The organism is Bacillus sp. GW821-FHT11D08, assembly GCF_058808515.1.
In genome coordinates, this window is record NZ_JBXARS010000003.1 from 24383 (window position 1) to 50029 (window position 25647).

General features: G+C 46.8%; 30 protein-coding genes. 4 read left to right on the plus strand and 26 right to left on the minus strand.

Annotated elements, in window-relative coordinates; genetic code table 11:
- Positions 1-36: 36 nt before the first annotated feature.
- From AC1RRX_RS06935 to alr, 3 genes are all read left to right on the plus strand, one after another.
- Positions 37-249, plus strand: coding sequence for a spore germination protein (locus AC1RRX_RS06935; RefSeq protein ID WP_033574249.1), 213 nt, complete (start codon positions 37-39; stop codon positions 247-249).
- 125 nt (positions 250-374) lie between these two features.
- Positions 375-587, plus strand: coding sequence for a spore germination protein (locus tag AC1RRX_RS06940; RefSeq protein WP_003153181.1), 213 nt, complete (start codon positions 375-377; stop codon positions 585-587).
- Between the two features lie 176 nt (positions 588-763).
- Complete coding sequence (gene alr, locus AC1RRX_RS06945) at positions 764-1945, plus strand: alanine racemase (protein ID WP_007408361.1); 1182 nt, start codon at positions 764-766, stop codon at positions 1943-1945.
- A 148-nt stretch (positions 1946-2093) separates the two neighbouring features.
- Here the strand turns inward: alr and spo0A are convergent, their stop codons facing one another.
- From spo0A to AC1RRX_RS07075, 26 genes are all read right to left on the minus strand, one after another.
- On the minus strand, positions 2094-2894 hold the full coding sequence (gene spo0A, locus AC1RRX_RS06950) for a sporulation transcription factor Spo0A (RefSeq protein WP_003153177.1): 801 nt from the start codon (positions 2892-2894) through the stop codon (positions 2094-2096).
- Between the two features lie 280 nt (positions 2895-3174).
- Positions 3175-4455, minus strand: coding sequence for a SpoIVB peptidase (spoIVB, locus tag AC1RRX_RS06955; RefSeq protein ID WP_007408360.1), 1281 nt, complete (start codon positions 4453-4455; stop codon positions 3175-3177).
- 163 nt (positions 4456-4618) lie between these two features.
- Positions 4619-6349 carry a DNA repair protein RecN gene (recN, locus tag AC1RRX_RS06960; RefSeq protein ID WP_053103983.1) on the minus strand — a complete coding sequence of 577 codons (1731 nt, stop codon included), beginning with the start codon at positions 6347-6349 and terminating at the stop codon, positions 4619-4621.
- A 31-nt stretch (positions 6350-6380) separates the two neighbouring features.
- Complete coding sequence (gene ahrC / locus AC1RRX_RS06965; protein WP_003153173.1) at positions 6381-6830, minus strand: transcriptional regulator AhrC/ArgR; 450 nt, start codon at positions 6828-6830, stop codon at positions 6381-6383.
- Between the two features lie 96 nt (positions 6831-6926).
- Positions 6927-7772, minus strand: a complete 846-nt coding sequence (locus AC1RRX_RS06970; RefSeq protein ID WP_007612503.1) for a TlyA family RNA methyltransferase — start codon at positions 7770-7772, stop codon at positions 6927-6929.
- Entirely contained in the window at positions 7769-9670 is a 1902-nt protein-coding gene (dxs, locus tag AC1RRX_RS06975; RefSeq protein ID WP_144464123.1) for a 1-deoxy-D-xylulose-5-phosphate synthase, read from the minus strand. The genes AC1RRX_RS06970 and dxs overlap by 4 nt, the downstream gene beginning before the upstream one ends.
- Before the next feature lie 143 nt (positions 9671-9813).
- Positions 9814-10704, minus strand: a complete 891-nt coding sequence (locus AC1RRX_RS06980; RefSeq protein ID WP_007408353.1) for a polyprenyl synthetase family protein — start codon at positions 10702-10704, stop codon at positions 9814-9816.
- On the minus strand, positions 10694-10948 hold the full coding sequence (locus tag AC1RRX_RS06985) for an exodeoxyribonuclease VII small subunit (RefSeq protein WP_007408352.1): 255 nt from the start codon (positions 10946-10948) through the stop codon (positions 10694-10696). The genes AC1RRX_RS06980 and AC1RRX_RS06985 overlap by 11 nt, the downstream gene beginning before the upstream one ends.
- Positions 10948-12291, minus strand: coding sequence for an exodeoxyribonuclease VII large subunit (xseA, locus tag AC1RRX_RS06990; RefSeq protein WP_144464125.1), 1344 nt, complete (start codon positions 12289-12291; stop codon positions 10948-10950). Before xseA ends, AC1RRX_RS06985 begins: the two co-directional genes overlap by 1 nt.
- Before the next feature lie 123 nt (positions 12292-12414).
- On the minus strand, positions 12415-13266 hold the full coding sequence (gene folD / locus AC1RRX_RS06995; protein ID WP_144464127.1) for a bifunctional methylenetetrahydrofolate dehydrogenase/methenyltetrahydrofolate cyclohydrolase FolD: 852 nt from the start codon (positions 13264-13266) through the stop codon (positions 12415-12417).
- Between the two features lie 11 nt (positions 13267-13277).
- Positions 13278-13670, minus strand: a complete 393-nt coding sequence (nusB, locus tag AC1RRX_RS07000; protein WP_007408349.1) for a transcription antitermination factor NusB — start codon at positions 13668-13670, stop codon at positions 13278-13280.
- A 263-nt stretch (positions 13671-13933) separates the two neighbouring features.
- Complete coding sequence (locus AC1RRX_RS07005; RefSeq protein ID WP_003153156.1) at positions 13934-14341, minus strand: Asp23/Gls24 family envelope stress response protein; 408 nt, start codon at positions 14339-14341, stop codon at positions 13934-13936.
- Between the two features lie 21 nt (positions 14342-14362).
- A complete protein-coding gene (accC, locus tag AC1RRX_RS07010) occupies positions 14363-15715 on the minus strand; it encodes an acetyl-CoA carboxylase biotin carboxylase subunit (protein WP_007408348.1) in 1353 nt (450 codons plus the stop codon).
- A gap of 14 nt (positions 15716-15729) precedes the next feature.
- Positions 15730-16209 (minus strand): acetyl-CoA carboxylase biotin carboxyl carrier protein, encoded by a 480-nt coding sequence (gene accB / locus AC1RRX_RS07015; RefSeq protein ID WP_007408347.1) that lies wholly within the window; start codon positions 16207-16209, stop codon positions 15730-15732.
- A 153-nt stretch (positions 16210-16362) separates the two neighbouring features.
- The gene (locus AC1RRX_RS07020) at positions 16363-17013 is read right to left on the minus strand and encodes a SpoIIIAH-like family protein (protein ID WP_007408346.1); all 651 of its coding nucleotides are present in this window, start codon (positions 17011-17013) and stop codon (positions 16363-16365) included.
- Between the two features lie 3 nt (positions 17014-17016).
- Entirely contained in the window at positions 17017-17709 is a 693-nt protein-coding gene (gene spoIIIAG / locus AC1RRX_RS07025) for a stage III sporulation protein AG (protein WP_007408345.1), read from the minus strand.
- On the minus strand, positions 17702-18322 hold the full coding sequence (gene spoIIIAF, locus AC1RRX_RS07030) for a stage III sporulation protein AF (RefSeq protein WP_003153146.1): 621 nt from the start codon (positions 18320-18322) through the stop codon (positions 17702-17704). The genes spoIIIAG and spoIIIAF overlap by 8 nt, the downstream gene beginning before the upstream one ends.
- Positions 18323-18338: 16 nt before the next feature.
- On the minus strand, positions 18339-19547 hold the full coding sequence (gene spoIIIAE / locus AC1RRX_RS07035; protein ID WP_015240197.1) for a stage III sporulation protein AE: 1209 nt from the start codon (positions 19545-19547) through the stop codon (positions 18339-18341).
- Positions 19548-19581: 34 nt separating this feature from the next.
- Complete coding sequence (gene spoIIIAD, locus AC1RRX_RS07040) at positions 19582-19971, minus strand: stage III sporulation protein AD (protein WP_071392571.1); 390 nt, start codon at positions 19969-19971, stop codon at positions 19582-19584.
- A 12-nt stretch (positions 19972-19983) separates the two neighbouring features.
- Positions 19984-20190: a stage III sporulation protein AC gene (gene spoIIIAC, locus AC1RRX_RS07045; RefSeq protein WP_003153142.1), complete on the minus strand. Its 207-nt coding sequence runs from the start codon at positions 20188-20190 to the stop codon at positions 19984-19986.
- Between the two features lie 22 nt (positions 20191-20212).
- A complete protein-coding gene (gene spoIIIAB / locus AC1RRX_RS07050) occupies positions 20213-20728 on the minus strand; it encodes a stage III sporulation protein SpoIIIAB (protein ID WP_007408343.1) in 516 nt (171 codons plus the stop codon).
- Positions 20722-21645, minus strand: a complete 924-nt coding sequence (gene spoIIIAA / locus AC1RRX_RS07055) for a stage III sporulation protein AA (protein WP_007408342.1) — start codon at positions 21643-21645, stop codon at positions 20722-20724. Before spoIIIAA ends, spoIIIAB begins: the two co-directional genes overlap by 7 nt.
- A gap of 77 nt (positions 21646-21722) precedes the next feature.
- The gene (locus AC1RRX_RS07060; RefSeq protein ID WP_003153124.1) at positions 21723-22004 is read right to left on the minus strand and encodes a YqhV family protein; all 282 of its coding nucleotides are present in this window, start codon (positions 22002-22004) and stop codon (positions 21723-21725) included.
- 145 nt (positions 22005-22149) lie between these two features.
- Positions 22150-22707, minus strand: coding sequence for an elongation factor P (gene efp, locus AC1RRX_RS07065; protein WP_003153123.1), 558 nt, complete (start codon positions 22705-22707; stop codon positions 22150-22152).
- A gap of 24 nt (positions 22708-22731) precedes the next feature.
- Complete coding sequence (locus AC1RRX_RS07070; RefSeq protein WP_032870608.1) at positions 22732-23793, minus strand: M24 family metallopeptidase; 1062 nt, start codon at positions 23791-23793, stop codon at positions 22732-22734.
- Positions 23794-23924: 131 nt separating this feature from the next.
- The gene (locus tag AC1RRX_RS07075) at positions 23925-24455 is read right to left on the minus strand and encodes a YqhR family membrane protein (protein WP_003153121.1); all 531 of its coding nucleotides are present in this window, start codon (positions 24453-24455) and stop codon (positions 23925-23927) included.
- A 221-nt stretch (positions 24456-24676) separates the two neighbouring features.
- Between AC1RRX_RS07075 and AC1RRX_RS07080 the strand changes: the two genes are divergently transcribed.
- Positions 24677-25633: a DUF1385 domain-containing protein gene (locus AC1RRX_RS07080; RefSeq protein ID WP_007408341.1), complete on the plus strand. Its 957-nt coding sequence runs from the start codon at positions 24677-24679 to the stop codon at positions 25631-25633.
- Positions 25634-25647: the final 14 nt, after the last annotated feature.

The window sequence follows — 25647 nt, forward strand, 5'->3', positions numbered from 1 at the left end:
ATAGTAAATAGATTAATAGAAAGGAGACCGTATATGATGGCTGGTTTTCCTATTACGATTAACAGTCTTTCCGGAAACGGGGTTGTCAATGTCAGCGGTGCGTTTTCGATAAGTCCTTTAACCGTATCAAAAACCGTCTACGGCTCAGGTGGGGGAAATACAGGGATGGTCCTGCAAATGAATCAATCCAGCACATCTCAATCTTCAAGCTCTCAATACTCTGATCAAAATGTAACGAAAACACTATGACATCCGTATTTCCCTCCCTTTCCGGCTGGCAGCAGCCGGATTCTTTTTGCCGTTTTGTTTAATCTTATTCCATATCACAGCGTACATATAGTTAGTAGACTGTGAGAGAAAGGAGAAAAAATAGAATGAGCGGTTGCCCGATTACGATAAACAACGTATCAGGAAACGGAGTTGTCAATGTTGGCGGCGCCATATCCATCAGTCCGCTGACTGCATCAAAAACCGTTTTCGGTGCCGGAGGGGGAAATATCGGCATTGTCATTCAAAACAATGCTGTAAGCCAGTCCAAAATGTTTGAACATCAATTTTCAGATCAGAATATTGTAAAGTCAATTTAAGGGCTGCCAAGCAGCCCTTTCAGCATAAATAAAGCAGGCGTACTGATTTCCTGAAACCTTGATTTTTAAACATCAGCGATCACCTTCCCTTGTTTTGAATGATTTCAGTTCAAGGTGAATAGAATGCAGATTGAAAGCATGAGTACTGAAACTCATTAAGGAAAGAAGGAATCGTGATGAAAAAACTTTGCCGGGAAGTTTGGATTGAAGTTGACCTTGATGCGATAAAAAAGAATGTACGGGCGATCCGCCGCCATATTCCGAATACGTCTAAAATTATGGCCGTCGTAAAAGCGAACGCTTATGGCCACGGGTCTGTGGAAGTAGCGCGGCAGGCACTGGAAAGCGGGGCGAGCGAGCTCGCTGTCGCAAGTGTCGAAGAGGGAATTGTGTTACGGAGAGCGGGAATTACGGCACCTATTCTTGTGCTCGGCTTCACAGCTCTCAGCTGTGTGAAAAAATCTGCCGTTTGGAACATAACATTATCAGCGTTTCAAGTCAGCTGGATCAAAAAAGCGAATCGGATATTGGAAAAAGAAGCAGATTCGAAACGGCTGTCCATTCATATCAATGTGGATACGGGAATGGGCCGGCTGGGTGTGCGTACGGAAGAAGATCTTTTAGCAGTGGTGAAAGCGCTCAAGTCGAGTACATATCTGTCATGGGATGGCATCTTTACACATTTTTCAACAGCGGATGAACCGGACACTGAGCTGACGATGCTGCAGCACGAAAAGTTTATCAGCTTTCTCCGCTTTTTAAAAAATCAAGACATTACGCTGCCTACCGTGCATATGTGCAATACAGCCGCCGCTATCGCATTCCCGGAATTCAGCGCCGACATGATCCGTTTAGGCATTGGGTTATATGGTTTATATCCGTCCGCCTCGATAAAGGAACTGAACCTCGTGGATCTCACACCCGCACTAAGTTTAAAGGCGCGTATCGCTTATGTGAAAGCCATGGTGACAGATCCCCGGACCGTCAGTTATGGCGCCACATATATCGCCGAACCTGGTGAAATCATCGCGACGATTCCAATCGGCTATGCTGACGGTTACTCCCGCGCCCTGTCCAACCGCGGGTTTATTCTTCACCGCGGCAGACGGGTGCCGGTGGCGGGGAGAGTGACAATGGATATGATCATGGTCAGTTTAGGTGAGAATGAGGGCAAACAAGGAGAAGAAGTCGTCATCTACGGTAAACAACAAGGAGCCGAGATTTCCGTTGATGAAATTGCCGAAATGCTCGGTACGATCAGCTACGAAGTCTTATCTGTGTTAAGCCGCCGCGTCCCCCGCTTTTATTTCAGAGACGGCAAAATCATTAAAATATCAGCTCCGGTATTATACGTGTAGACGGCATAGATCCCGCATTTATGTATAGAACAAGTACCGGCGTGAGTGATTTCCATTGTTTTCGTCAGCAAAATTTCAAAACGCCTTCTCTTCCGCGTTCATGCACGGAATAGAAGGCGCGAAAAAGACATCTAGCCAAAAGCTTGCGTTACGAAGCTTTATGCTCCAATCTCAGCTTGTCAGCAACCATCGCGATGAACTCTGAATTGGTTGGCTTTGCTTTTGTCATGCTTACCGTATATCCGAACAGTGAAGAAATGGAATCAATATTTCCCCTGCTCCATGCGACTTCAATGGCGTGGCGGATGGCCCGTTCTACACGGCTTGCGGTCGTGTTGAATTTTTTGGCGATGTCGGGATAAAGGACTTTTGTGATGCTGCCGAGGAGTTCAATATCGTTATACACCATGGAAATGGCTTCACGCAAATAAAGATAGCCTTTGATATGGGCAGGCACACCGATCTCATGGATAATGCTTGTAATGCTGGCATCGAGATTTTTCCGCTTCGGCTCAGGCTGGCTGCGGATAATGCTGCTTTGCGCAGACGGCGCACGGTGTGTGACACTGCTGACATTTCCGCTTACCTGGCGGATATGGCCGACAAGGTTTTCCATATCAAACGGCTTCAGGATGAAATAGGACGCGCCTAAATCGACGGCTTTTTTCGTAACGTCTTCCTGACCGAATGCCGTCAGCATGATGACGTTCGGCTGCTTCTCGAGCTCTGATTCCCGCAGACGCTCCAAAACCGCAAGTCCGTCCAGATGCGGCATGATAATGTCTAAAACGAGCACATCTGGATTCTTATCTTTAAACAAAGAAAGACATTCCTGTCCGTTATAAGCAACGCCGATCACTTCCATATCATCCTGTCCCTCTATATATTCACTCAACAGGCTTACAAGCTCTCGATTATCATCAGCAACACAAACTTTAATTTTCTCCACGTTTCTTCCTCCCCCAATGTATTAACAGGACGCAACCCATTTGACTGCTACATGTTACATTCGACAAAACCACTACTTCCCCTTTTAAAAAATCCATATTTACCAATAATAGTGGTATATCTTTGTTTTTCTAGCATTTTCTAGGTTTTTCGACTAAAAATTAAGTTTGACAAATCAGGAAACGTGAATTTGTCGAAAAATCTTCATGTCTTATTTTACATGAATCCAGGAAAGAAGTGAAGAACGCATCACATAAAAAAACTGCCGGATCATCCGGCAGTCAGCTTGCTTTGTCTTTCCCGTAAACATCAACACCCGCTTCAGACAGCATCCATTCGATATGAACGCCGTAGCCGCTTGTCGGATCATTGACAAATACGTGGGTTACGGCTCCGACGACCTTTCCGTTCTGGATGATCGGGCTTCCGCTCATCCCCTGAACGATTCCGCCGGTTCTTTTCAGCAGTTTCGGATCTGTCACTTTCAACACCATTCCCTTTGTCGCCGGGAATTTTTGCGGCGTGGTGCTGACGATTTCAATATCAAATTTCTCTACTTTATCGTTTTCGATAACCGTCAGCATTTGCGCAGGTCCTTTTTTCACTTCATTTGACAAAGCAATCGGAAGCGCTTTGTCGGAAATGTTGTTTTTAATCGGCTGATGCAGTGTCCCGAAGATGCCGAACGGGCTGTTGCGGTTAATATCGCCGATCGTTTTCCGTTCTGACGAAAACCTTGCCAGTTTTTCGCCGGGATTGCCGCCTTTTCCTTTTTCAATCGATGTTACAGTTGAACGGACGATTTCTCCGTCTTCTACAACAATCGGTTTTTTTGTATCCATATCAGAGATGACGTGGCCCAATGCGCCGTATTTTTTTGTTTTCGGTTCAAAAAATGTCATGGTGCCGATGCCGGCTGCCGAATCGCGGATATAAAGGCCGATTCGATATTTCCCCTCGGCTTCGTCCTTTGTCGGAATCAGCTTTGTTTTGATTTTTTGCTTATCGCGTTTCACCAATAAATCCAAAGATTCACCGGTTTTGCCCGCTTTTTGAATAAACGGGGCGATATCGCTCATTTTTTCAATTTTATGTCCGTTCATTTTAATAATGATGTCGCCAGATTCAATTCCCGCTTGTTCTCCCGGAGACTTTTTCCCATCCTTTGTCATCACTTGGTGAAAACCGACCACCAAAACACCGACTGAATGCAGTTTTACACCGATGGACTGTCCGCCCGGAATGACCTTCAATTCTGGAAGGACACGCACTTTCGTTTTTTTAATGGGAAATCCGGCAAGATCATATACTACTTCTGACCGGCCTTGTGTTTGCCCTGTTATGTTTGCATGGCCGTGCTCTTCTTTCAGCGTAAAGGCTTCTGATAATTCGCCCTTTTCAGCGCTTATTGATGCATTAACCGGAACGGCCTGTGTCTGGTTTTCAAAGACGCTCATTTCTGACGGTATCAGTAAATATTCTTTAAATGGCTTAAAAAAGCCTACACTTAGTAAAGAAACAAGGAGAATTACACCTATTGCTTTCCTCATGTTATCGTGCATTCATTCCTTCACTCTCCTCGCTCCTATCCCACACCACTTTCTTTTTCTGCTACATCTATACTTTTGCCTTCCTGCGCTTGATTTATAACCGGCATACGAAGAAAAACATTGGATACACTGTTAGAGAAATGGAACAAAAAAATAAGCTGCCTGTATCAGCAGCTTATCCTGTCGTTTTTACCTGTCCGGCCTGTTTTAAAAGCTCTTGTGCATGCCGTTTTGTCAGATCGGTCACTTCGACGCCCGCAATCATGCGGCCGATTTCCGCTACCTTGTCCTGTTTAGAAAGCGGCGTGACATGCGTTGTCGTCCGGCCGTCTTTGAATTCTTTTGCGATCAGAAGGTGCGTATCCGCCATAGCGGCAACCTGCGGCAGGTGTGTAATGCAGAGCACCTGTGAACCGGTCGATACTTTATGGATTTTTTCCGCGATGGCTTGGGCAACCCGCCCGCTTACACCGGTGTCCACTTCGTCAAAGATGATGGAGGTGACATCCTGCTGGGAAGAAAAAATACTCTTCATCGCCAGCATCACCCTTGAAAGCTCGCCTCCGGAAGCGACCTTTGACAGCGGTTTTAAAGGCTCACCGGTGTTTGTTGAAATTAAAAACTTCACAAGGTCAATCCCCTTTTGGGTAAGCTGCACGGGCTGCCCGTTAACAACCGGTGCTTCACTGGCTGACGGATCGGTTTTCACGAGAAATTCCGTATCAAACGTTGATTTGCCCATATACAGACTTTTTAATTCCTGATGAATCGCTTCCGCCAGTTTCTTAGCCCATGCTTTTCTGATTTTTGATAAATTGGCGGCTTCTACGGCCACATCTTTGCCGACCGACTCCAATTCCTTCTTCAGCGCTTCAAGGTGGCTGTCGCGGTTCTCGATTTGATCGATTTCCTCTTCTATTTTGGAGCCGTATTCCAAAATGTCTTCTACCGTCGCTCCGTATTTGCGCTTCAGCTGTTTGATCTCATTTAAACGGGTTTCAATAAAATTCAGCCGTTCCGGGTCATATTCCAGATCATCTAACAGATTGCGCATCTGAAAGGTTGCATCCTCCAGCAGATAATAGGAACTTGACACACTTTCAGACAGCTTTTGCAGCGGTTCATTGATATCCGAAATATCTTCAAGCTGGGCAGAGGCCATTCCGACCCAGTCAAGCCCCCCCTGCTCGCTGCGGAGCGCATTATAGGCGTTTTGCAATGATTCATAAATTTTTTCAAAGTTGGATATCTGCTTCCGCTCTTCCTGAAGAAGTTCGTCTTCATTCAATTCAAGCTTCGCCGACTCGATTTCTTCAAGCTGAAATTGAATCAGGTCTAATCGATGCGCCATTTCCTGCTCGCTTTCTGACAGCTTCTTCACTTTTTTGAGCAGCTTCATATAACGCTCATAGCCTTCATGGTAAGCCTGAAGCGCGGATTCGGCCTCAGCACCCGCAAATTTATCCAAAAGCTCCAAGTGTTTGTCGTCCTCCATTAACAGCTGGTTATCATGCTGTCCGTGAATATCTAATAAAAGTCTGCCGATTTCCCTCAAAGCCGCAATCGTCACTAATTTTCCGTTGACACGGCAGACGCTTTTTCCTCCGGCATTAATGTCCCTTCTCATGACAATCATGTCGTCAGATGCGTCTATTCCCTGCTCACGGCATACTTCAAAAACGGGATGACCGCTGTCCAAAAGAAACAGTCCTTCAAGCTCGGCCTTTGTTTCACCGTAACGGACAAATTCAGACGAGCCGCGGCCGCCGACTAATAGGGAAACGGCGTCTATAATAATTGACTTGCCGGCCCCTGTTTCTCCCGTCAGGACGGTGAGCCCCCGCTCAAACGAAATCGTCAGTTCCTCTATAATGGCAAAGTTTTTTATTGATAGTTCAGCTAACAAACAGCATTCCACCTTTTATCTGATAATTACGCTACAGCAGCTCCAAAAGACGGCTTTGAACGCCCTCAGTATCTTCAGGCGTCCTGCAGATGATTAAGATCGTGTCATCTCCGCAAATCGTGCCCATGATTTCTTCCCATTCGAGATTATCCATCAGAGCGCCGATTGCCTGAGCATTGCCCGGCATCGTTTTTAATACGATCATATGGCTTGCTGAGTCAATTTTTACGAACGCATCCATTAATGAACGCTTCAGTTTTGACAGCGGATTGAACCGCTGATCCGCCGGCAGGCTGTATTTGTAGGAGCCGTTGTTTGTCGGCACCTTTACGAGATGCAGCTCTTTAATGTCTCTGGAGACAGTCGCCTGAGTTACCTTATATCCTTCTTCTCTCAGCATGTCAACTAAGTCATCCTGCGTTTCAATCTCATGGCTTGTAATAAGCTCTCTGATTTTTATATGCCTTTGGCCTTTTGTCATGTAAGCACCTCTGTTTTCAAGCTGTTCTTGTCATTATGTTAACCGCTTCTTGATAAAAAGTACATGATGGCAGAAAAAAGGAATAATAGCCCCCTATTATTCCGGTACATCTGTCTTTTTGGCTTTTAATGTCTCATGTGCTTCGCGGACGGTACGGAGAATGTCTTCTTCCGGCAGTTCAGCGCCGTTTCCGTCTTCTCCGCCCCATTCCAAATGAAGCAGAAACTCAATATTACCGTCTCCCCCTGTAATCGGTGAGAAGGACAGTCCTTTCACTGTATATCCTTCAGAAGCGGCAAATTGATTCATGCGGCGGAGAACGTCAGTATGAACGCCGGGATCTCTGACAATGCCTTTTTTTCCGACGGATTCCCGTCCGGCTTCAAATTGCGGCTTTACCAGTGCGATACAATCGCTCCCCGGTACAAGCAGCGTTTTTAAAACCGGGAGAATGAGGCGGAGTGAGATGAAAGAAACATCGATTGTCGCAAATTCCGGCAAACCCTCTGTGAAATCGGAAGGCTCGGAATAGCGGAAATTCGTCCGTTCCATGACGACGACCCTCTCGTCCTGTCTGAGCTTCCAGGCAAGCTGATTATAGCCGACATCCACTGCGTAGGACCGCTCGGCTCCGTTTTGGAGGGCGCAATCCGTGAATCCCCCTGTAGACGAGCCGATGTCAATCATCGTTTTGCCTTTTACCGAGACGGGAAACACTTCCAGGGCTTTTTCAAGCTTTAATCCGCCTCTGCTGACGTATTTAAGAGGGTTTCCTTTTACCGTTAACGGAAGATCCCGGGCGATTTTTTCACCCGGTTTGTCCAATCGGTTTTCATTTGAGTATACGATGCCCGCCATAATGGCGCGTTTCGCTTTTTCCCGCGTTTCCGCAAGGCCTTTTTCTACAAGAAGTACATCTAATCGTTCTTTTTTTGCTGTCATGATCCAATTCCTTTATGTGTCTTCGGCGGCATCAGCAGTTTGATCCGGTTCATAACCTCAGCCTTCGTGAGACCGATTTCTTCAAGCAGGGCGGTTACGCTGCCGTGCTCAATAAACCGGTCTGGGATGCCCATTCTGTCAATCGGTGTATGATACATGCCGAGGTCATGAGCGTATTCAAGAATCGTGCTGCCGAATCCGCCTTCAAGCACGGCTTCTTCTATCGTTAAAATCGGCAGACCTTCATTAAGAATGGCCTTCATCATTTGTTTATCAATCGGTTTTATAAACCGCGCATTCACGACACGCACGGACAGGCCTTCTTTTTGCAGTTCTTCAGCCGCTTCCAGCGCCATTTCAATGGTCGTACCGAATGTTAAAATGACCGCGTCTTTTCCGGGACGGAGCACTTCCCATGTTCCGATCTGAATGGTTTTCAGCTCTTTATCCATCTTTACGCCGAGCCCGTTTCCGCGCGGGAAGCGCATCGCGATCGGACCCTCCTCATAATTAAGGGCTGTATTGACCATATGGCGGCCTTCATTTTCATCCTTCGGCATCATTAAAACGAGGTTTGGTATATGCCGCAAAAAGGCGATGTCAAAGACGCCTTGATGCGTCTCCCCGTCGGCGCCGACCAAACCGGCGCGGTCAATGCCGATAAATACATTCGCGTTTTGACGGCAGATGTCATGGACGACCTGATCGTACGCCCGCTGCAAAAAGGTCGAATAAATCGCAAGAAACGGCTTCATGCCTTGGAGCGCCATTCCAGCCGCCATCGTCGCCGCATGCTGTTCTGCGATTCCGACATCAAACATGCGTTCAGGGAATTCTTTCGCAAACCCTTCCAGTTTAGAGCCGACCGGCATGGCCGGTGTAATGGCGACAATTCTGTCATCCTCGCGCGCCAGCTCCTGCACGGTGCCGCTGACAAGTCCGCTCCATGAAGGCGCCGCGGCTTTCGGCTTGACGAAATCACCCGTATTGATTTTATAAGGACCCGTTCCGTGCCATGTGCCGATTGTGTCGGTCTCAGCCGGTTTATAGCCTTTGCCCTTTTTCGTAATGACATGTAAAAGGACAGGGCCTTTCGTTTTTTTGGCGTATTGCAGGTTTTCAAACAGTTCGTGGTAGGAATGACCGTCAACCGGGCCTAAATACGTAAAGCCCAGCTCTTCAAAAAACATGCCTGACACAAGCATATATTTCAAACTGTCTTTTATCCGTTCAGCTGTGGCGGCCAATTTTCCGCCGACGGCCGGGATGCGCTTAAATAAATATTCAAGCTCGTCTTTTACCCATTGATATTTGCCGGCCGTGCGAAGCCGTCCCAGCATAGAATGAATCGCCCCGACATTCGGCGCAATGCTCATCTCATTATCATTCAGGATGACGATCATGTCTTTCTTCTCATCACCGATATGGTTCAGCGCTTCAAGCGCCATTCCTCCGGTTAAAGCGCCGTCTCCGATAATCGGGATGATATATTCTTTCGATCCTTTAATATCACGGGCGGCAGCCATTCCCATCGCGCCTGAGAGCGAGGTTGAGCTGTGGCCTGTTTCCCATACGTCATGTTCGCTTTCGCTGCGTTTCGGGAAACCGCAAAGCCCTTTATATTGGCGCAAGGTTTCAAACTCCTTGCCGCGCCCGGTTAACAGTTTATGAACATAGGACTGATGTCCGACATCCCATAAAAATTTATCTTTCGGACTGTCAAATTCTTTGTGAAGCGCAATTGTCAGCTCGACAACCCCGAGGTTCGGCCCGATATGGCCGCCAGAGGCCGACAGCGATGTGATGAGGAAATTGCGGATCTCCTCACTCAGCTCTTCCAGCTGTTCAATTGACATCTTTTTAAGAAATGACGGGTCCTGTATTGATAAAAGATCCAAAGCGGATCAACTCACTTTCAGCATGAATTTCTGCAAATTAAACAGTGTCTTTTTGAAAAAAGAAAAAGACTCCCTTTGTATTTTCATCGAAACTGCTTACATTTTACCATAGGAGCGGCAGCCCCTTCAAATCAGGACCGTTTTTAATGATCTCTCGCCGCGATTAAATCACAGAGGTCATGCAGCAATTCTTTCTGAAGAGAAAGGCCGCTGATGATCTGTTTCGCCTCGCTGATATGATACGCAAGCTTTTCTTTCGCACCTTCAAGCGTTAAAAGCGACGGATACGTTGATTTTTCATTCGACGTATCTGAGCCGACCGGTTTGCCGATCCTCTCCTCATGCCCTTCAATATCAAGGATGTCGTCTCTGATTTGAAATCCGATGCCGATATGGCTGCTGAACAAACGGAGCTTTTCGACTTCATCCTCCGGCGCATCTGCCAAAATGGCGCCCGCCGTCACGGAAAAACCGAGAAGCTTGGCCGTTTTCCGCTCGTGGATGGATTCCAGCTCCTCAAGCGTTATCCGCTTTTGCTCCGCTTCCATGTCGGCAGCCTGTCCGCCGACCATTCCTTCCGTTCCCGCCGCGCTGATCAGCTCATCGACGAGACGGAGCCGTTTTTCTGCTGAAACCGCCTCAGACACATGAGATGTGATCAATTTAAAGCTTTCTGTCAGAAGCCCGTCTCCGGCCAATACGGCTGCCGCTTCTCCGAAGACTTTATGGTTTGTGGGCTTTCCCCGGCGCAGATCATCATCGTCCATGCAAGGCAGATCATCATGGATTAAAGAATACGTATGAATCATTTCGACAGCGCATCCGACCGGAATCCCGTCTTTTTCATCTTTTCCGTAAGCATTCAGAACGGCTAAGACGACGAGAGGGCGCAGCCTCTTTCCGCCCGCTTCCAAAGAATACAGCATAGATTTTTTGAGGGTTTCCGGCATCGCAAGCCGTTCTGTATACAAAGAAAGCTGCTGTTCAATCAGTTGTTTGCGCGATGCTAAAAATGCGTCCAGTTTATTTGTCACCTTCGTCTTCCTCCTGAACGCTGAAAGGTGCAAGTTCGCCGTTATCTTTTAAAATAAAGTCCATTTGCTTTTCGACATGCTGCAGCTTTTCATGGCACATTTTTGAAAGGGCCATCCCTTCCTGAAAATAATTAATCGCCTGCTCCAGCGGCACGTCTCCTTCTTCAAGCTTTGCCACAATGCCTTCAAGGCCTTTCATCGCCTCTTCAAATGTCAGCTCTTCACTTTTTTTGGTTTCTGTCATTATCGTTCGCCTCTCTTTTGCAATACTTCACACGTCAGAACGCCGTCTGTCATCTTTACTTCAAGCGTATCATTTTGTTCCACTTGATCAACGCTTTTGATCAGCTCTTTGTCTTTATAGGCCAGGCTGTATCCTCTCTCCATCACCTGAAGCGGACTTAATGCATTCAGTTTACCAAGAACCGTCTGAAACTGCGAATGAAGCTGCTTCAGCTGGACATTCATGCTTCGGGCGAGCTGATTTGAGCGCTCCTCGTACCGTTTTTTCGCCTGTTTCAGCTGGGTTTCAGGGTGGAGCGCCGTTAATCTGTACGTATTCCGCTCAAGCTGCCTTTGTTTCCTGTCCGTAAGCCCTGTGAGCTGTGATTGGAACTGCTGATACAAAAGGTCAAACTGCTGTTCTTTTTGGGTATACAATCGTTTCGGAAAACGGAACGCGTAGGATGACTGGAGCGATTGAACCCGTTCTTTTTTCTTGCTGATATGCTGCTGTATCGCTCTTGTCAGGCGGACTTCCGCCGTTTTTGTCCGTTCCATTAAGTCCGTCGTGTGGGGGACGGCGATTTCTGCCGCTCCTGTCGGCGTTGCCGCCCGGATATCCGCGACGAAATCACTGATTGTAAAATCTGTTTCATGTCCGACGGCTGATATAATCGGAATGGCGGAAGCAAAAATCGCCCGGGCCACGATTTCTTCGTTAAATGCCCACAATTCTTCGATCGAGCCCCCTCCCCTTCCGACGATCAGAACGTCACACATTTTTTGTGCATTGGCTTCTTCAATGCGCTTCACAATCGATCTGCTGGCATTTTCACCTTGAACGAGCGCGGGAAGCACAATGACTTTCACAAGGGGGTATCTTCTTTTAAGTGTGGTAATGACGTCTCTGACGGCTGCTCCCGTCGGTGACGTGACGACCCCGATCGTGGCCGGAAAAGCGGGGATGGCCTGCTTATGCCGGTCATCAAACAACCCTTCGCCGGCAAGTTTTTTCTTTAATTCTTCATAGGCTAAGTAGAGCGCCCCCACACCGTCCGGCTGCATTTCTTTCGCGTACAGCTGATAGCTTCCGCTCGGTTCATAGACGGAGATGCCGCCTCTTACGATGACCTTCATTCCGTCTTCTGGCTTAAACGCAAGCCTCGAACTTTGCCTCTGAAACATGACGGCCTGCATGCGGGCATGCTCATCTTTTAATGTAAAATAGATGTGGCCTCTCGTATGAATTTTAACATTGGAGAGCTCACCCTTAATCCAAATGTCTTCAAGATGAGGGTCCACATCGAATTTTCGTTTAATGTATTTGGTCAGCGCGGAAACCGTGACATATGCCGCTTCACTCACATCCTGCACTCCTTTCATAAAGGCTTTTTGCCCTAAACTAAGAAAACCCGCTCTGGCTGAAAGGAGCCTTAAGAAGCGGGTATCGTGCTCATTGTCACACTTTTTGTGACTGTCTCCGGTTATCTATGATAACGTACGTCTGGCAGATTTAACAGTATTATGCGCAAGCATTGTGATGGTCATCGGACCTACTCCGCCCGGCACCGGCGTAATGAAAGATGCTTTTTCTTTCGCTTCATCAAACTGAACGTCTCCGCAGAGTTTTCCGCTTTCGAGACGGTTGACGCCGACATCAATGACAATGGCTCCCTCTTTGATTTGATCAGCTTTGATGAAGTTCGCTTTACCGACCGCTACCACAAGAATATCTGCTTTTTTCGTATGCTCAGACATATTTTTCGTGCGGGAATGGCAATATGTGACGGTCGCGTTTTCGTTCAGCAGCAGCTGGCCGACCGGTTTACCGACAATATTGCTTCGTCCGACTACAACAACTTCTTTGCTGGAAAGATCTACGTTCGTCTTTTTCAATAACTCGACAATTCCGTGCGGCGTGCATGGAAGAAATGTATCTTCGCCAAGCAGCATTTTCCCGACGTTGAGAGGGTGGAAACCGTCAACATCCTTATCAGGGCAGATCCGCTCGATTACGGCTTTTTCAGAAATATGATCCGGGAGCGGCAGCTGGACGAGAATGCCGTGGAATTCCGGATTTTGATTATACTGATCAATCACTGTTAAAAGCTCCGCCTCGGTTAAGCTTGAGTCAAAGCGGTCAAGCTTAAATTTCATTCCCATTGTTTCAGCGGCTTTTTTCTTGCCTGTCACATATGAAACAGAAGCGGGATCGTCTCCGATTAAAATGACCGCCAATCCAGGCACTACGCCTTGTGCTTTCAGCTCTTCTACTTCTTTTGCCAATTGTTCGCGTTTTTCTTTAGCCGTTTCTTTTCCGTCGATGATTGTTGCAGTCATTTTCTTTCCTCCTATGATTCGATATCAGTTTTAATGTTAGAAAGAACCCCGTTTACGAATTTTGCAGCTTTATCGTCGCCGAACCGTTTTGCCAGCTCGATTGCTTCGTTTAATGACACGTTAGCAGGAATGTCGTCAGAATAAACCATTTCATACACCGCCAGACGCAGGATCGCGCGGTCTACGTTTGCAATCCGGTCAAGCTTCCAATTGACGAGATGGCCGGAAATCATTTCATCAAGCTGAACCTGATGTTCGATCACTCCGTACACCAGCTGTTCAAAGAAGGCATCTGTTTTTTCACCATCAAGCGCGTGCTCAATGGCATCGTTCGGTGCAATATCGCTGACATCAATCTGAAAAAGTGCCTGCAAAGCTTTTTCTCTAGCTGTTCTTCTTTTCATTTTCTTTCTCCTTCAGATCCGCTTTATCCGCTTGTCGTTAAGCTTAAAGAGATCATAACATATTTTTTTCTCAATCGCATGTCGAAATTTAGGTTTTTTACCCTAATGCCGAATATTTTCACAAAACGCATTAATTTCATTCGGATTTCACAGCATGAAGAAACTCGGCTGCCGTTTGTAAGCCGGCTTTCTTCATGCCTGAAATGACGGGAAACGTATAAAAAACCAAAGGGCTGCCCATCCCCTTGGTTTTTATACGCTCATTACATTTCTTCGTCGATTTCGACTTCTTGGGCTTTCGTGTCAAATTGAATGCCGACGATATGAATATTGATTTCATTAATGGTCAGAGACGTCATGTTTAATAAGGTTTGGCGGATATTCTCCTGAACGCTTGCCGCCACTTTCGGGATCGAGATCCCGAATTGAACGACGCAATAGACGTCGATGGTAATCCCGTCATCGGCTAAATCGACCTTTACGCCTTTGCCGTGATTGATTTTGCCGAAGCGTTCTACGACGCCCGTGGCGAAATTGCCGCGCATTTCAGCAACTCCTTCAACTTCGGAAGCGGCGATGCCGGCAATGACTTCAATGACCTCAGGAGCAATTTCAACCTTGCCTAAATGAGCCTCATCATGATCCATTTTAAGCACACTGTTGTCTTCCATTCAATTCACCTCCCGCAAAAATTATGAGCCCATTACATCATATGTTTCTAAAAACTTTGTATTAAACTCTCCGCTGACAAATGTTTCGTGTTCAAGCAGTTTCAAATGGAACGGAATCGTCGTTTCAATACCTTCAATCACGAATTCGCTCAGCGCGCGTTTCATCCGTGCGACTGCCTCATCACGCGTTGTTCCGTATGTGATGACTTTAGCAATCATACTGTCATAGTACGGCGGGATCGAGTAGCCGGGATATGCGGCTGAATCCACGCGTACACCGAGTCCGCCCGGCGGCAGGTACATGTTAATTTTACCGGGTGAAGGCATGAAGTTTTTCGCAGGGTTTTCAGCGTTGATGCGGCATTCAATCGCCCAGCCGTTAAATTCAACATCTTCCTGTCTGAGCGAAAGCTCCTGTCCGGATGCCACTTTGATCTGTTCTTTGATCAGATCCGTTCCCGTCACCATTTCTGTGACAGGGTGCTCTACTTGAATACGCGTGTTCATCTCCATGAAGTAGTAGCGCTGTTCTCTGTAGTCATAGATGAATTCTACTGTGCCGGCTCCCGTGTAACCGACGGCCTTCGCTGCTTTTACCGCTGCTTCACCCATCTGCTCCCTGATTTCAGAATCAAGCGCAGGTGACGGTGACTCTTCAAGAAGTTTTTGCAGACGTCTTTGGATAGAACAGTCACGCTCTCCGAGATGGATCGTGTTTCCGTAATTATCCGCAAGCACCTGAATTTCAACATGGCGGAAATCTTCTATGTACTTCTCGATGTACACACCCGGATTTCCGAATGCCGTAGCGGCTTCCTGCTGGGTAATCTCAATGCCTTTGATCAATTCTTCTTCTGTGCGTGCGACCCGGATGCCTTTTCCGCCTCCGCCCGCAGTGGCTTTTATAATGACAGGATACCCAATTTCACCTGCAAGCGAAACCGCTTCTTCCGTATTTTTTATGATTCCTTTTGAACCGGGCACAATCGGCACGCCCGCCAGCTGCATCGTGTCGCGGGCGATATCTTTTGTTCCCATTTTTGAAATGGCGTCAGCCGTAGGGCCGACAAACGTTACGTTTAATTCTTCGCACAGCTCGGCAAAGTCGGCGTTTTCAGCTAAAAACCCGTATCCCGGATGAATCGCATCCGTGCCGGTCAGCTTTGCGACGCTGACGATGTTCGTTACATTTAAATAGCTTTCTTTTGATGTTTTCGGCCCGATACAAAAAGCCTCATCGGCCATTTGGACATGCAGGGCGTCTTTATCTGCCTCAGAATAAACGGCTACAGTTTCAATGCCCAGCTCTTTGCAGGCCCGGATGATTCTGACGGCGATTTCTCCTCGGTTGGCGATCAATAGCTTTTTAATCATAATAGCAGGTCTCCTTACTCAGCTTTTACAAGAAATAGAGGTTGTCCGTATTCGACCAGCTGGCCGTTTTCAACTAACACTTCAACGATTTCTCCTTTTACTTCGGCTTCAATCTCGTTAAAGAGTTTCATTGCTTCTACGATACAAACAACTGTATTTTCGCTCACTTTTGAACCTTGGTTTACGTAAGGGCCGGCTTCCGGCGATGAAGAAGCATAAAACGTTCCGACCATCGGAGACGTAATTTTGTGCAGGTTTTCGTCTTGTTTCGGCGCTTCCTGAGCAGGAGCGGCTTCACTCGCTTCCGGTTTTGCAGCCTGCGGAGCAGGTGCGTAAGCGGCGGGAACGGCTTGGGCTTGTCCCGTTACATTCACTGCCGGCGCTTCATTTTTTTTCAGTTTGAGGCTTACGCCTTCAATTTCGTAAACAAATTCGTCGATGGAAGATTCATCGATTCTTTTTATCAGTTCATGAATTTCGTTGATTTTTAACATCAGTTTCCACTCCTATGTATAAAAAATAGAAATTTATGGGTTGCTACTAAAAGTACATACTATGTTTATCTTACAGGAGCGCTTGTGTAAATTCAACACTGATCTAAAATGACATCAGAAAAGCCCGCAGCGGGTGCGGGCGGTTCAGGTCTCTTATTTTGTCGGTTCAAACGTGACGGCGACGTCTTTCATCGTCTTGATTTCTTTTTCCACCAGGTCAATGATAGCGGAAGCTTTTGCGTTTGAATGTTTGTCAGACATGACGGTAATGTTGATTTTGTCTCCTTCAGCATCCACGAGCGCATCTTTGTAGCCTTGTGTTTTAATCAGCGTTTCCAGCTGTTTTTCCGTCCCTTCAGCATTGCTCAGCGCCGTCATTTTATCGTAGGCTTCGCTTTTTTCCTTTGCGGTCGCATCATCGCTTGAAACAATGCTGTTTAACTGTTCCCTTTCTTTGCTTCTCGCGTCTTCAAGCTCCATGCGGTATGCGGTAAATAAGTTTTCATCAGCTGTTTCTGTGGCGACCGATCCGTCTTTGTCCGAAGCTTCGGCTGATGTTTCTTTATCCTCTTTTGTGCCTTTAGAATCTTTCGTTCCTTTTGTACCGTCTTCTTTTTCCGTGCCGCTTCCGCTCTTATCTTTCGTTTCAGGAGCCGGCGTTTTTTCAGTGGCGACTTCTCCGCTGCTTTTTTCGCTTTTCATCTGCACGGCATTTTTGCTTTCCGGCGACATAATATAATAAACACTTAATACCACGACGAGACTGAGCATTGTTAAAAGCCAAACCGTTTGTTTTTTCAGCATGATTTATGAATCCTCCTTGATTTTTTTAGGGGCAACCGCTACACGGTAGCTCGGAACATCAAGCACCCTTGTGACGGCATCAATGATGGTTTTTTTTATTTGAACGTTGTCCACTCCCTGAGCGACAACGAGTACACCGCGGATATCGGGCTTTTTCGTCTGGACGACGACCGGGGTTTCCTGATCCCCGTTTCGAATCATGACAATTTGTTCTTCAGAGGTTTGATCGGTTACGCTTCTTTTGCCGCCTTCTTTATCGGTTTCTTCAGTGGTGGTGTCTTTTTTCGTTTTATTTTTCTCAAACACTTTCAAAGATGTTGCGTCTACGTTTACGACAATTGAGACATCCTCCACGCCGATAATCGTTTCAAGGATTTCTTTCAGCTGGTTTTCATAGTCTCTTTCGTAATCATCGATCGTGGTTTTTGCGCTGCCGTCTTTCGATGCCTTAAAAACGGGTGCGCTTTTTTGCCCGCTTTTGTCTTCCGTTCGGCCGGACATGACGGTCTGCACCGCTTGGTCCTTCCCGGTATTCTCCGGTGAAGAGAACAGCTGGCTCACCAGCATAAAAGATACCCCGAGCACAAACACGAACAGAAAGTAATGATATTTTGTCAGTTTTGGTTTTTCTCCGTCTTTCGCCTGTCCGATCATCAGCTGTTTTTTGAGTATGGTCCATAGTCCGTTTTTATTCATGGCCGTTTTTCTCCCCGCCTTCCATATAAACCGTAATTTTCTCACTGCCGATTTCCCATATATCCGCAAGTTTTTCTTTGATGTCTGCGGCCTCTTTTTTGTCGGCTGCGCCTTCCGGTTCGTATTTGCGGTCTGTGCGGATGTCGATCGGTGCGACGGTTTGCACGGTTTTTTCAGAAGATGGGGCCATATACACGCTGATCGTTTTTACATCTTCTTCTGAACGAACCTGTTCTTCCGCTGTAAGGCGGATGTCGTCTATTTTGTATTCGTCATGACTGAACATCTCCTCCGCTTTCTTTTTTAGTTGGACAGCCATTTCTTCTAAAACATATGCGCGGTTTGATGCTTGTATTTCTTTTTTTTCTGATTTAATTTGATTTTTTATATCAGCGGATTGAGATTGCTCTTGTTTTGTCAAATAATCGAAGATGATTTCCGGGTCTGTTTTGAAAAGTTTGAATATCGGGTTGAGCATGACAATGATTAACAGCAGACTGACAACCATCTTTGCGTATTTTTGCATACTGGAGCTGGGCAGCAGCATGTCGATGACGATGGCGAATAAGATAAATAAAATAATGCTTGTCAGCCATTCTGTTAAAAAGCTCATATCCAATGGGCCTCCTTTATTTCATCATCATGGTGAGGTTGCCTGCTGTAATAATGACTGTGATGCTGAGGAAAAACATGAGAGAGACGATGGCGAGCGCCGCGAAAATATACAGTACGCTTCTGCTGATGACGCCGAGGCACGTAATGACGGGCCCGCCTCCGAGCGGCTGCAGAATAGCGGCCGCGAGCTTATAAATAAAAGCGAGCGAGAGCACTTTGATCGCCGGAAACGCGGAGATGCAGATCAAAATTCCGACTCCGAGGATTCCCACGGTGTTTTTTAATAGGAGCGAGGCGCTGATGACCGTATCCGTCGCATCCGTAAACATCCGGCCGAGCACGGGAATAAAATTGCCTGTTATAAATTTTGCAGTCCTGAGAGTAATCCCGTCCGTCACGGCAGCCGAAGCCCCCTGTACGGAGATGACGCCGAGAAACACGGTGAGAAATACGGCAAGCGCGCCGATCGCGATATTTCTGAGCAGATTGGCAAGCTGCGTGACTTTATATTGATCCGTCATCGTGCTGACGATGCTTAAAATCGCTGACAGGAAGATAAGCGGCATGACGATGTTTTGAATGAGAAGGCCGCTCGTATTCATCAGAAATAAAATAACGGGGTGAAAAAAAGCTGCGGAAACGGCTCCCCCGGAAGACGCCAAAAGCGCAAGTAAAAGCGGGATGAGCGCGAGAATGAAGCTTGTCATCGTCTGGATCGCTTCACTGGCATAATTAACGGCAACATGAAAGCTGTTTAAAGCGAGAATAATCAGCACCATGTAGACGATTGCATAAGCCACTTTGCTGACGGTGCTCTGCTGGAACGCATTTTGCAGGAGCTGCAGAATGACACAAAAAATGGTGAGAAGAATCAAAGTTCCCAGAAGCTTTCCGTTTGCGAGCACTTCATGAAACAAGTATGAAAATAAAGCCTTCAGCCATGCCTCCGGCGAGAACGTTTTTTCTCCGTTAATAAAGTCGACGATGCTTCCCTTTTGGCTTTCAGGCAGAAGACCGCCGTATTCTGTCATGATGTCGTCCCAAAACTTTCCGATGCCTTCTGTTTTCAGCGCTTCGGCCTGCTTTTTCGCCACTTCATCAGCGGATTCTTGGTGAACTGCGGTTTCCTGCGACGCACCGTCTGTTCCGGCAGCTTGTACACATTCAGTCTGAAAAAATAAGAGGATGAACAAAAAAGCTCCCGCCCACCGAAAGCGCTTCATTTTTTGTGCCCCCCCCTTTCCATTTTATTTATAATCAAGAAGGAATAAGTCCGAGAATCGTTTCAATAATGACGGTGAGTATCGGCACGGCCATTACCAGTATCAAAATTTTTCCGGCCAGCTCTATTTTCGAAGCAATCGCTCCCTGGCCCGCATCCTTTGTAAGCTGCGCTCCGAATTCAGCGATGTAGGCGATGCCGATAATTTTTAAAATGGTTTCCACATAGACCATATTGACATTTGCATTGACGGCTATTTTTTCTATCATTCTGATAATGTCGTAAATCTGGTCGATGAGATAAAGAAAGATCACGCAGCCGCTGAAGACGACAATCATAAACGCGAAAGTCGGTTTCTGTTCTTTTACGATCAGGGAGAGAAATGTGGCGATCAGGCCTAAACCTACAATTTGAACAATCTCAATCTGTAAGCCCCCCTATCCTTGGAATAGAAACACAGCTTTGATCTTTTTGAACAGGTCATCGACAATCGTCGCCACCATAAATAAAATATAGATAAAGCCAAGCAGCGTCACCCACTGGGCGTATTCTTTTTTTCCCATTTGATCAAGTATGGTGTGCAGAAACGCAACCACGATACCGACTCCGGCGATTTGAAAAATGACATTTACGTCGACTCCCATTTTATGTTTGCTCCCCTCATGTTTACATCAATAGAAGAATGAGTAACAGTCCGGCTAAAAATCCTAAGCTTTTCACCATTTTTTCATTTTTCGCCTGCGCCCGTCCGGCATCCGCTTCCGCCGCTTCCAAATGTGTAAGCGCAAGCTTGATATGTTTCTGCTGAGAAACACGGTCATGGAGCCCGAGCGTCTCTCCGAATTGCTTCAGCACATCATATTCGCTTTTTTTCATCGCCATGGACGACCAATTATGTTTCAAGCTCTGTTCCCAAGCCGTTTTGGCGGAATCGCTTCCCTGCTCAAGCCTTCTGCTGAAAGCTTGAAACAATAACGATACAGGTTTGGAAAGCTGTGCGGCAATTTGTCCCGAGGCGGTATGCAGCGGTGTATGCCCGAACATGATTTCCGCTTCAAGCGATTGGAGCGCCGCGCGCAGCTGACGGATCTGCCTCGGCCTTTCTATATACATTTTGGCGATCTCAAATCCGGTCCAAGTCGTCGCTGTCAGAATAAACACGGCACCCAAAAGCTTCAGCATGTCATCACGCTTTCAGCATGCGGAACAGGTTCCCCGTCCTTTCCGTACATCCTGCTGATCGTTCCCGGACCGCGGCGCCTTGACAGTTCAACATACCGGTCAAACACGTTTTCCTCCCAAAGCATTTTCAGCGACGGCCTCTTTACCAAGTCTTTCATATTCCACCCGTGCGCAGATACGATAACGGATACGCCCGCATGGAGCGCCTCCAGCAGCGCTTGTGAGTCTTCCATTCTCCCGATTTCATCCACAATTATGACATCAGGACTCATAGAGCGAATCATCATCATCAGCCCTTCCGCCTTCGGACAGGCATCAAGGACATCGATTCTGCGGCCGAAACTGTGCTGGGGAATGCCCCGCAGGCAGCCGGCAATTTCCGAACGTTCATCTACGATACCTGTCTTTTTTGCGGGAATGCGTTTTGATCCGGTGCTGGAAAGCCGGGCCAAATCACGAAGCAAGGTCGTTTTCCCCGTTTGCGGAGGACCGATGATCAGCGTATTCAGCCAGTTTTCTTTCCATAAGAAAGGAATGAGCGGTTCTGCGATTCCCAGCTTCTCCCGGGCGATTCGGATATTAAAAGAAGTAATATCCCGGAGTCCTTTGACGGCTCCGTTTTCGACGATGACTCTTCCGGCCAGCCCCACACGGTGGCCTCCTCTGATTGTGATATATCCTTTTTTCAGCTCTTCTTCCAGCGTGTACATACTGTAATTGCTGAGCCGGCTGAGGATCAGCTGTGCGTCGCCGGCCGTACAGACATATGACAAATACAAAGGTTGTCCTTTTTGGATCAGTTCAACCGGCCTGTCGACGCGGATTCTGATTTCTTCTGTATCCCGTCTCGCTTCTTCGGGCACAGCGGAGATGGCATCTCTCAATAATTCAGGGAGAACCTCTGTAATCTCATTCAATAGAGTCTCCTCCTTTTTTACCGATTGGCTTCTTTAAAATGTATGATCCGGGACAGACTTTATGACACCCCGGCCCTCTATTTATGCACACCGGCCAAAATCAGCACCACTCCCGCAAAAATCAATATTAATTTTGCATATGAGAGCTGTCCGGCAATCTGATAAATGCCGATCGTCATTGTGATGATAAAGATCAGCGGGCCGACGATTGCCAAAATACTATTCACCACAACCGCCTTTCTGATGTCGTTTGTCAAAAGCATGATAATAGCGGCCGATAATTCAATGAGCGAGGACAAAACTCGTAAACCGGCCATCGTTAAAACAGTAGAATTGATTGAACCAAACAAAAATTTCATTGCAATCCCCCAACTTCAAGCATTTTGTTACACTATATGCTCTAGCTGACGGAAGTAGTCTCACTATTTTCATATAGAAGAAAGATTCAGGCAGAACGCAAAAAAAGCCTGCCCCGTAAAAGGAGCAGACTCCGAATGTCTTTGACTACGCTCTTGACACGTAAGAGCCGTCTGATGTATTTACAACCAGCGTATCGCCTTCGTTCACGAAAAACGGTACGTTTACGACAAGGCCTGTTTCCGTTTTGGCAGGTTTTGTGCCGCCTGACGCCGTGTCGCCTTTAATTCCCGGCTCTGTTTCAACAACTTTCAGTTCAACTGTGTTCGGCAGTTCAATACCGAGCGTTTCAGACTGATACATCATGATGTGCACAGACATATTTTCCAGAAGATATTTCAATTCTTCTTCGATTTGGTTTTCGTTCAATTCAAGCTGTTCATATGAGCTTGTATCCATGAACACGTGCTGATCGCCGTTGGCATAAAGATACTGCATCGTTTTTGTTTCGATTTGAGCTTTCGCGACTTTTTCACCTGCACGGAATGTTTTCTCCTGAATAGCGCCCGTGCGGAGGTTACGCAATTTAGAACGGACAAATGCCGCTCCTTTTCCCGGCTTTACGTGCTGGAAGTCAACGACGCGCCAAATGCCGCCGTCTACTTCAATCGTTAGTCCTGTACGAAAATCGTTAACTGAAATCATGTTTGATGTCCTCCTATATTCCGATCACAAAATAATTAATTCTTTAGGGGAATGCGTAATTGTCCGGTTGCCGTCGTCAGTGATGATGATATCATCTTCGATTCTTGCGCCCCCAACTTCCGGTATGTATATGCCCGGCTCAACCGTTACCGCCATGCCCGGCTCAAGAACGGCCGATGACCTGAAAGACAGCCCCGGTGATTCATGGACTTCCATTCCGAACCCGTGTCCTGTCGAATGGCCGAAATACTGTCCGTAGCCTTTTGCAGTGATGTGATCCCTCGTCAGGGCGTCCGCTTCTTTTCCCGTCATGCCGGGTTTAATATGCAGGACACCAAGCGCTTGGGCATCGTATACGACCTGATAAATCTCTTTCAGTTTATCACTTGGCTCTCCGACCGCGACGGTGCGTGTGATATCAGAACAATAGCCTTTATAATAAGCGCCGAAATCGAGCGTGACCAAGTCTCCCTTTTCAATCAATTTGCCGCTTGCCACTCCGTGGGGAAGGCTGGATCTGACTCCCGAGGCGACGATCATATCAAAGGAAGAGCCGTCTGCTCCTTGACGTCTCATATAAAATTCAAGCTCGTTTGCAACTGAAATCTCTGAGATGCCCGGTTTGATAAACGTCAGAATATGTTCAAACGCATCATCCGCAATCTTCGCAGCTTCCTCTAATATCTTAATCTCTTCACTTGACTTAATCAAGCGCAACTTTTCAACGGAATCCGCGACGGGAACCATCTCCGCTTCCTGCAGCACCGCTTGGTAGGATGCATATGTTCCGTACGTCATGCTGTTTTGCTCGAAGCCGAGTTTTTTAATGCCGTACTCAAGAATCGTATCCGCAGCCGTTTGGATTAAGCTTCCGCCGTGCTCGATAATGTCAAAACCCTTCACTTGCGTCTTCGCCTGCTCGGTGTAACGGAAATCCGTGATAAATGCCGCACGTTCTTTCGATATGACCGCAAGGCCTGACGAACCCGTAAATCCCGTCATATACTGCAGATTGGCGGAGCTTGTCACCAACATTCCGTCTATATCCAGCTGACCGAAAAGATTTCGCAATTTCTCAAGTTTCATTCCCTTTCTCCTCCTCGCCGATTCTTGACTGCCGCCTGACAACGCGGGAGCATCCCCGCCCGGTTTTCAGCATAAAAAATGTTCACTTCTCGTGAACATTTTACCATACCGGACAGGGATTATACACTTATTCACTTGTTGCCAAGCGCCCTTGCAAGCTTGTCTGACGTAAGTTCATTGTAGTTGAAGGAAATTGAGTAGCCGACAAACAAACCGTACAGAATGTAAAGGCAAAGCGTCGTCACGATTGTATCTGATTTCAATTCAGTGACGGATTTCACATCTTCGAAAATCGGATTGAATAAGAAAAAAACCGCACACCATAAAATGACGCCGTACACCATCCCCGGCCACATGGTTTTAAAACGTTTCAGGCAGACGAAATAAATAAACGCCCCGGCAATTGAAATGAATCCGATGACAACGATGCTGACCATCGTGCCGAGCCATTGTTTTTTCCATTCTCCGATCATAAACGGCTGAAGAATCATGTTGGGGCTGATCTCTGAAAAATGAAAGACATACCCGAGATAGCCGATCAAACTCCAAAATACACCGCCGGCAAATCCGATACCGCAAATTCTGCCGGTAAATGAAACAGGCTGCTGATCATCATCCTGCTTCTTTTTTTCTTCCTGTTCTGAATGTTTTTCGCTTGTCATCATGGCACCTCCAGTCATAGACTGCCCCAAAATTGAAAAGTCATAAAAAGCTGCGCCATATTTTCATTCAATGAGTAAAATCTAAAGAAACGGGGTATACTGCATGTAGAAAAAGCATTGATTTTCCGGCTGTCTAACTAGAGGTTTACCGCGGTTTCCTGTACAATAGAGTGAAAGGAAATGGTTAGTAAATCCTAAAAAAACAGGCAGGTTGATAAACAATGTCCAAACAAAAAACGCCCCCTGCTTACGGCGGGCAGGCTGTCGTTGAAGGGGTCATGTTCGGCGGCAGAAAAAATTATGTTACCGCCATCCGCAGGAATGACGGAAGCATTGATTTTTTCAAGCTTCCGAGAGTGCCGAACGCCAAGCTTTCGGCTTTAAAAAAGATTCCTTTTTTGCGGGGAATCGTCGCCATCATTGAGGCGAGCGCCAACGGCACAAAGCATTTAAACTTTTCCAGCGAACGTTACGGGCTTGATCCTCAAGATGACGCAAAGCTGGAGCAGGAAGATAAGAAAGGTTCGGGCTTATCGATGTTTTTCAGCCTGGCGGTGATCGGCGTTCTGTCGTTTTTGTTCAGCAAATTCGTTTTTACGCTCGTCCCGGTCTTCTTAGCGGAGCTTGTAAGGCCCGTATTTTCCTCAGACGCCGCGCAGATCGGAATCGAAAGTCTGTTTAAGCTTATTCTGCTTCTCGGCTACATTTATTTTTTATCAATGACGCCGTTAATTAAAAGAGTGTTTCAATATCATGGAGCCGAACATAAGGTCATAAACTGTTATGAACAGAATTTGCCAATTACAATAGAAAATGTTCAGAAACAGTCACGGCTTCATTACCGTTGCGGTTCAAGCTTTATTTTATTTACGATCATTGTCGGCATGTTCATCTATTTACTCGTTCCGACAGATCCGCTTTGGGTGCGGATTTTAGACAGGATTGCGCTTATACCGGTCGTTCTCGGCATCTCCTTTGAAGTACTCCAGCTGACGAACAGAGTGCGGAATATCCCCGTTTTGAAAGTGCTCGGTTATCCCGGCCTGTGGCTGCAGCTTTTAACGACAAAGGAACCGGCGGATGACCAGGTCGAGGTTGCCATAGAAAGCTTTAACGAGCTTCTCAGACTGGAAGACATTTCAGAACAGAGCGAAAAACCGTCTCACAACGTAATCTGAACCGTTACCGTTAT

Coding starts and splice junctions, on each gene's coding strand:
- AC1RRX_RS07075 (WP_003153121.1), bottom strand. CDS start 24,455: ATGACAAGCGAAAAACATTCAGAACAGGAAGAAAAAAAGAAGCAGGAT.
- nusB (WP_007408349.1), bottom strand. CDS start 13,670: ATGAAAAGAAGAACAGCTAGAGAAAAAGCTTTGCAGGCACTTTTTCAG.
- AC1RRX_RS06935 (WP_033574249.1), top strand. CDS start 37: ATGGCTGGTTTTCCTATTACGATTAACAGTCTTTCCGGAAACGGGGTT.
- spoIIIAC (WP_003153142.1), bottom strand. CDS start 20,190: ATGGGAGTCGACGTAAATGTCATTTTTCAAATCGCCGGAGTCGGTATC.
- spoIIIAF (WP_003153146.1), bottom strand. CDS start 18,322: ATGAGCTTTTTAACAGAATGGCTGACAAGCATTATTTTATTTATCTTA.
- spoIIIAG (WP_007408345.1), bottom strand. CDS start 17,709: ATGAATAAAAACGGACTATGGACCATACTCAAAAAACAGCTGATGATC.
- AC1RRX_RS07020 (WP_007408346.1), bottom strand. CDS start 17,013: ATGCTGAAAAAACAAACGGTTTGGCTTTTAACAATGCTCAGTCTCGTC.
- alr (WP_007408361.1), top strand. CDS start 764: ATGAAAAAACTTTGCCGGGAAGTTTGGATTGAAGTTGACCTTGATGCG.
- AC1RRX_RS07080 (WP_007408341.1), top strand. CDS start 24,677: ATGTCCAAACAAAAAACGCCCCCTGCTTACGGCGGGCAGGCTGTCGTT.
- efp (WP_003153123.1), bottom strand. CDS start 22,707: ATGATTTCAGTTAACGATTTTCGTACAGGACTAACGATTGAAGTAGAC.
- AC1RRX_RS06985 (WP_007408352.1), bottom strand. CDS start 10,948: ATGACAGAAACCAAAAAAAGTGAAGAGCTGACATTTGAAGAGGCGATG.
- accB (WP_007408347.1), bottom strand. CDS start 16,209: ATGTTAAAAATCAACGAAATTCATGAACTGATAAAAAGAATCGATGAA.
- spoIIIAB (WP_007408343.1), bottom strand. CDS start 20,728: ATGCTGAAGCTTTTGGGTGCCGTGTTTATTCTGACAGCGACGACTTGG.
- spoIVB (WP_007408360.1), bottom strand. CDS start 4,455: ATGCACGATAACATGAGGAAAGCAATAGGTGTAATTCTCCTTGTTTCT.
- AC1RRX_RS06970 (WP_007612503.1), bottom strand. CDS start 7,772: ATGACAGCAAAAAAAGAACGATTAGATGTACTTCTTGTAGAAAAAGGC.
- AC1RRX_RS06940 (WP_003153181.1), top strand. CDS start 375: ATGAGCGGTTGCCCGATTACGATAAACAACGTATCAGGAAACGGAGTT.
- spoIIIAE (WP_015240197.1), bottom strand. CDS start 19,547: ATGAAGCGCTTTCGGTGGGCGGGAGCTTTTTTGTTCATCCTCTTATTT.
- ahrC (WP_003153173.1), bottom strand. CDS start 6,830: ATGACAAAAGGCCAAAGGCATATAAAAATCAGAGAGCTTATTACAAGC.
- folD (WP_144464127.1), bottom strand. CDS start 13,266: ATGACTGCAACAATCATCGACGGAAAAGAAACGGCTAAAGAAAAACGC.
- accC (WP_007408348.1), bottom strand. CDS start 15,715: ATGATTAAAAAGCTATTGATCGCCAACCGAGGAGAAATCGCCGTCAGA.
- AC1RRX_RS07070 (WP_032870608.1), bottom strand. CDS start 23,793: ATGAAACTTGAGAAATTGCGAAATCTTTTCGGTCAGCTGGATATAGAC.
- AC1RRX_RS07060 (WP_003153124.1), bottom strand. CDS start 22,004: ATGAAATTTTTGTTTGGTTCAATCAATTCTACTGTTTTAACGATGGCC.
- AC1RRX_RS07005 (WP_003153156.1), bottom strand. CDS start 14,341: ATGGAAGACAACAGTGTGCTTAAAATGGATCATGATGAGGCTCATTTA.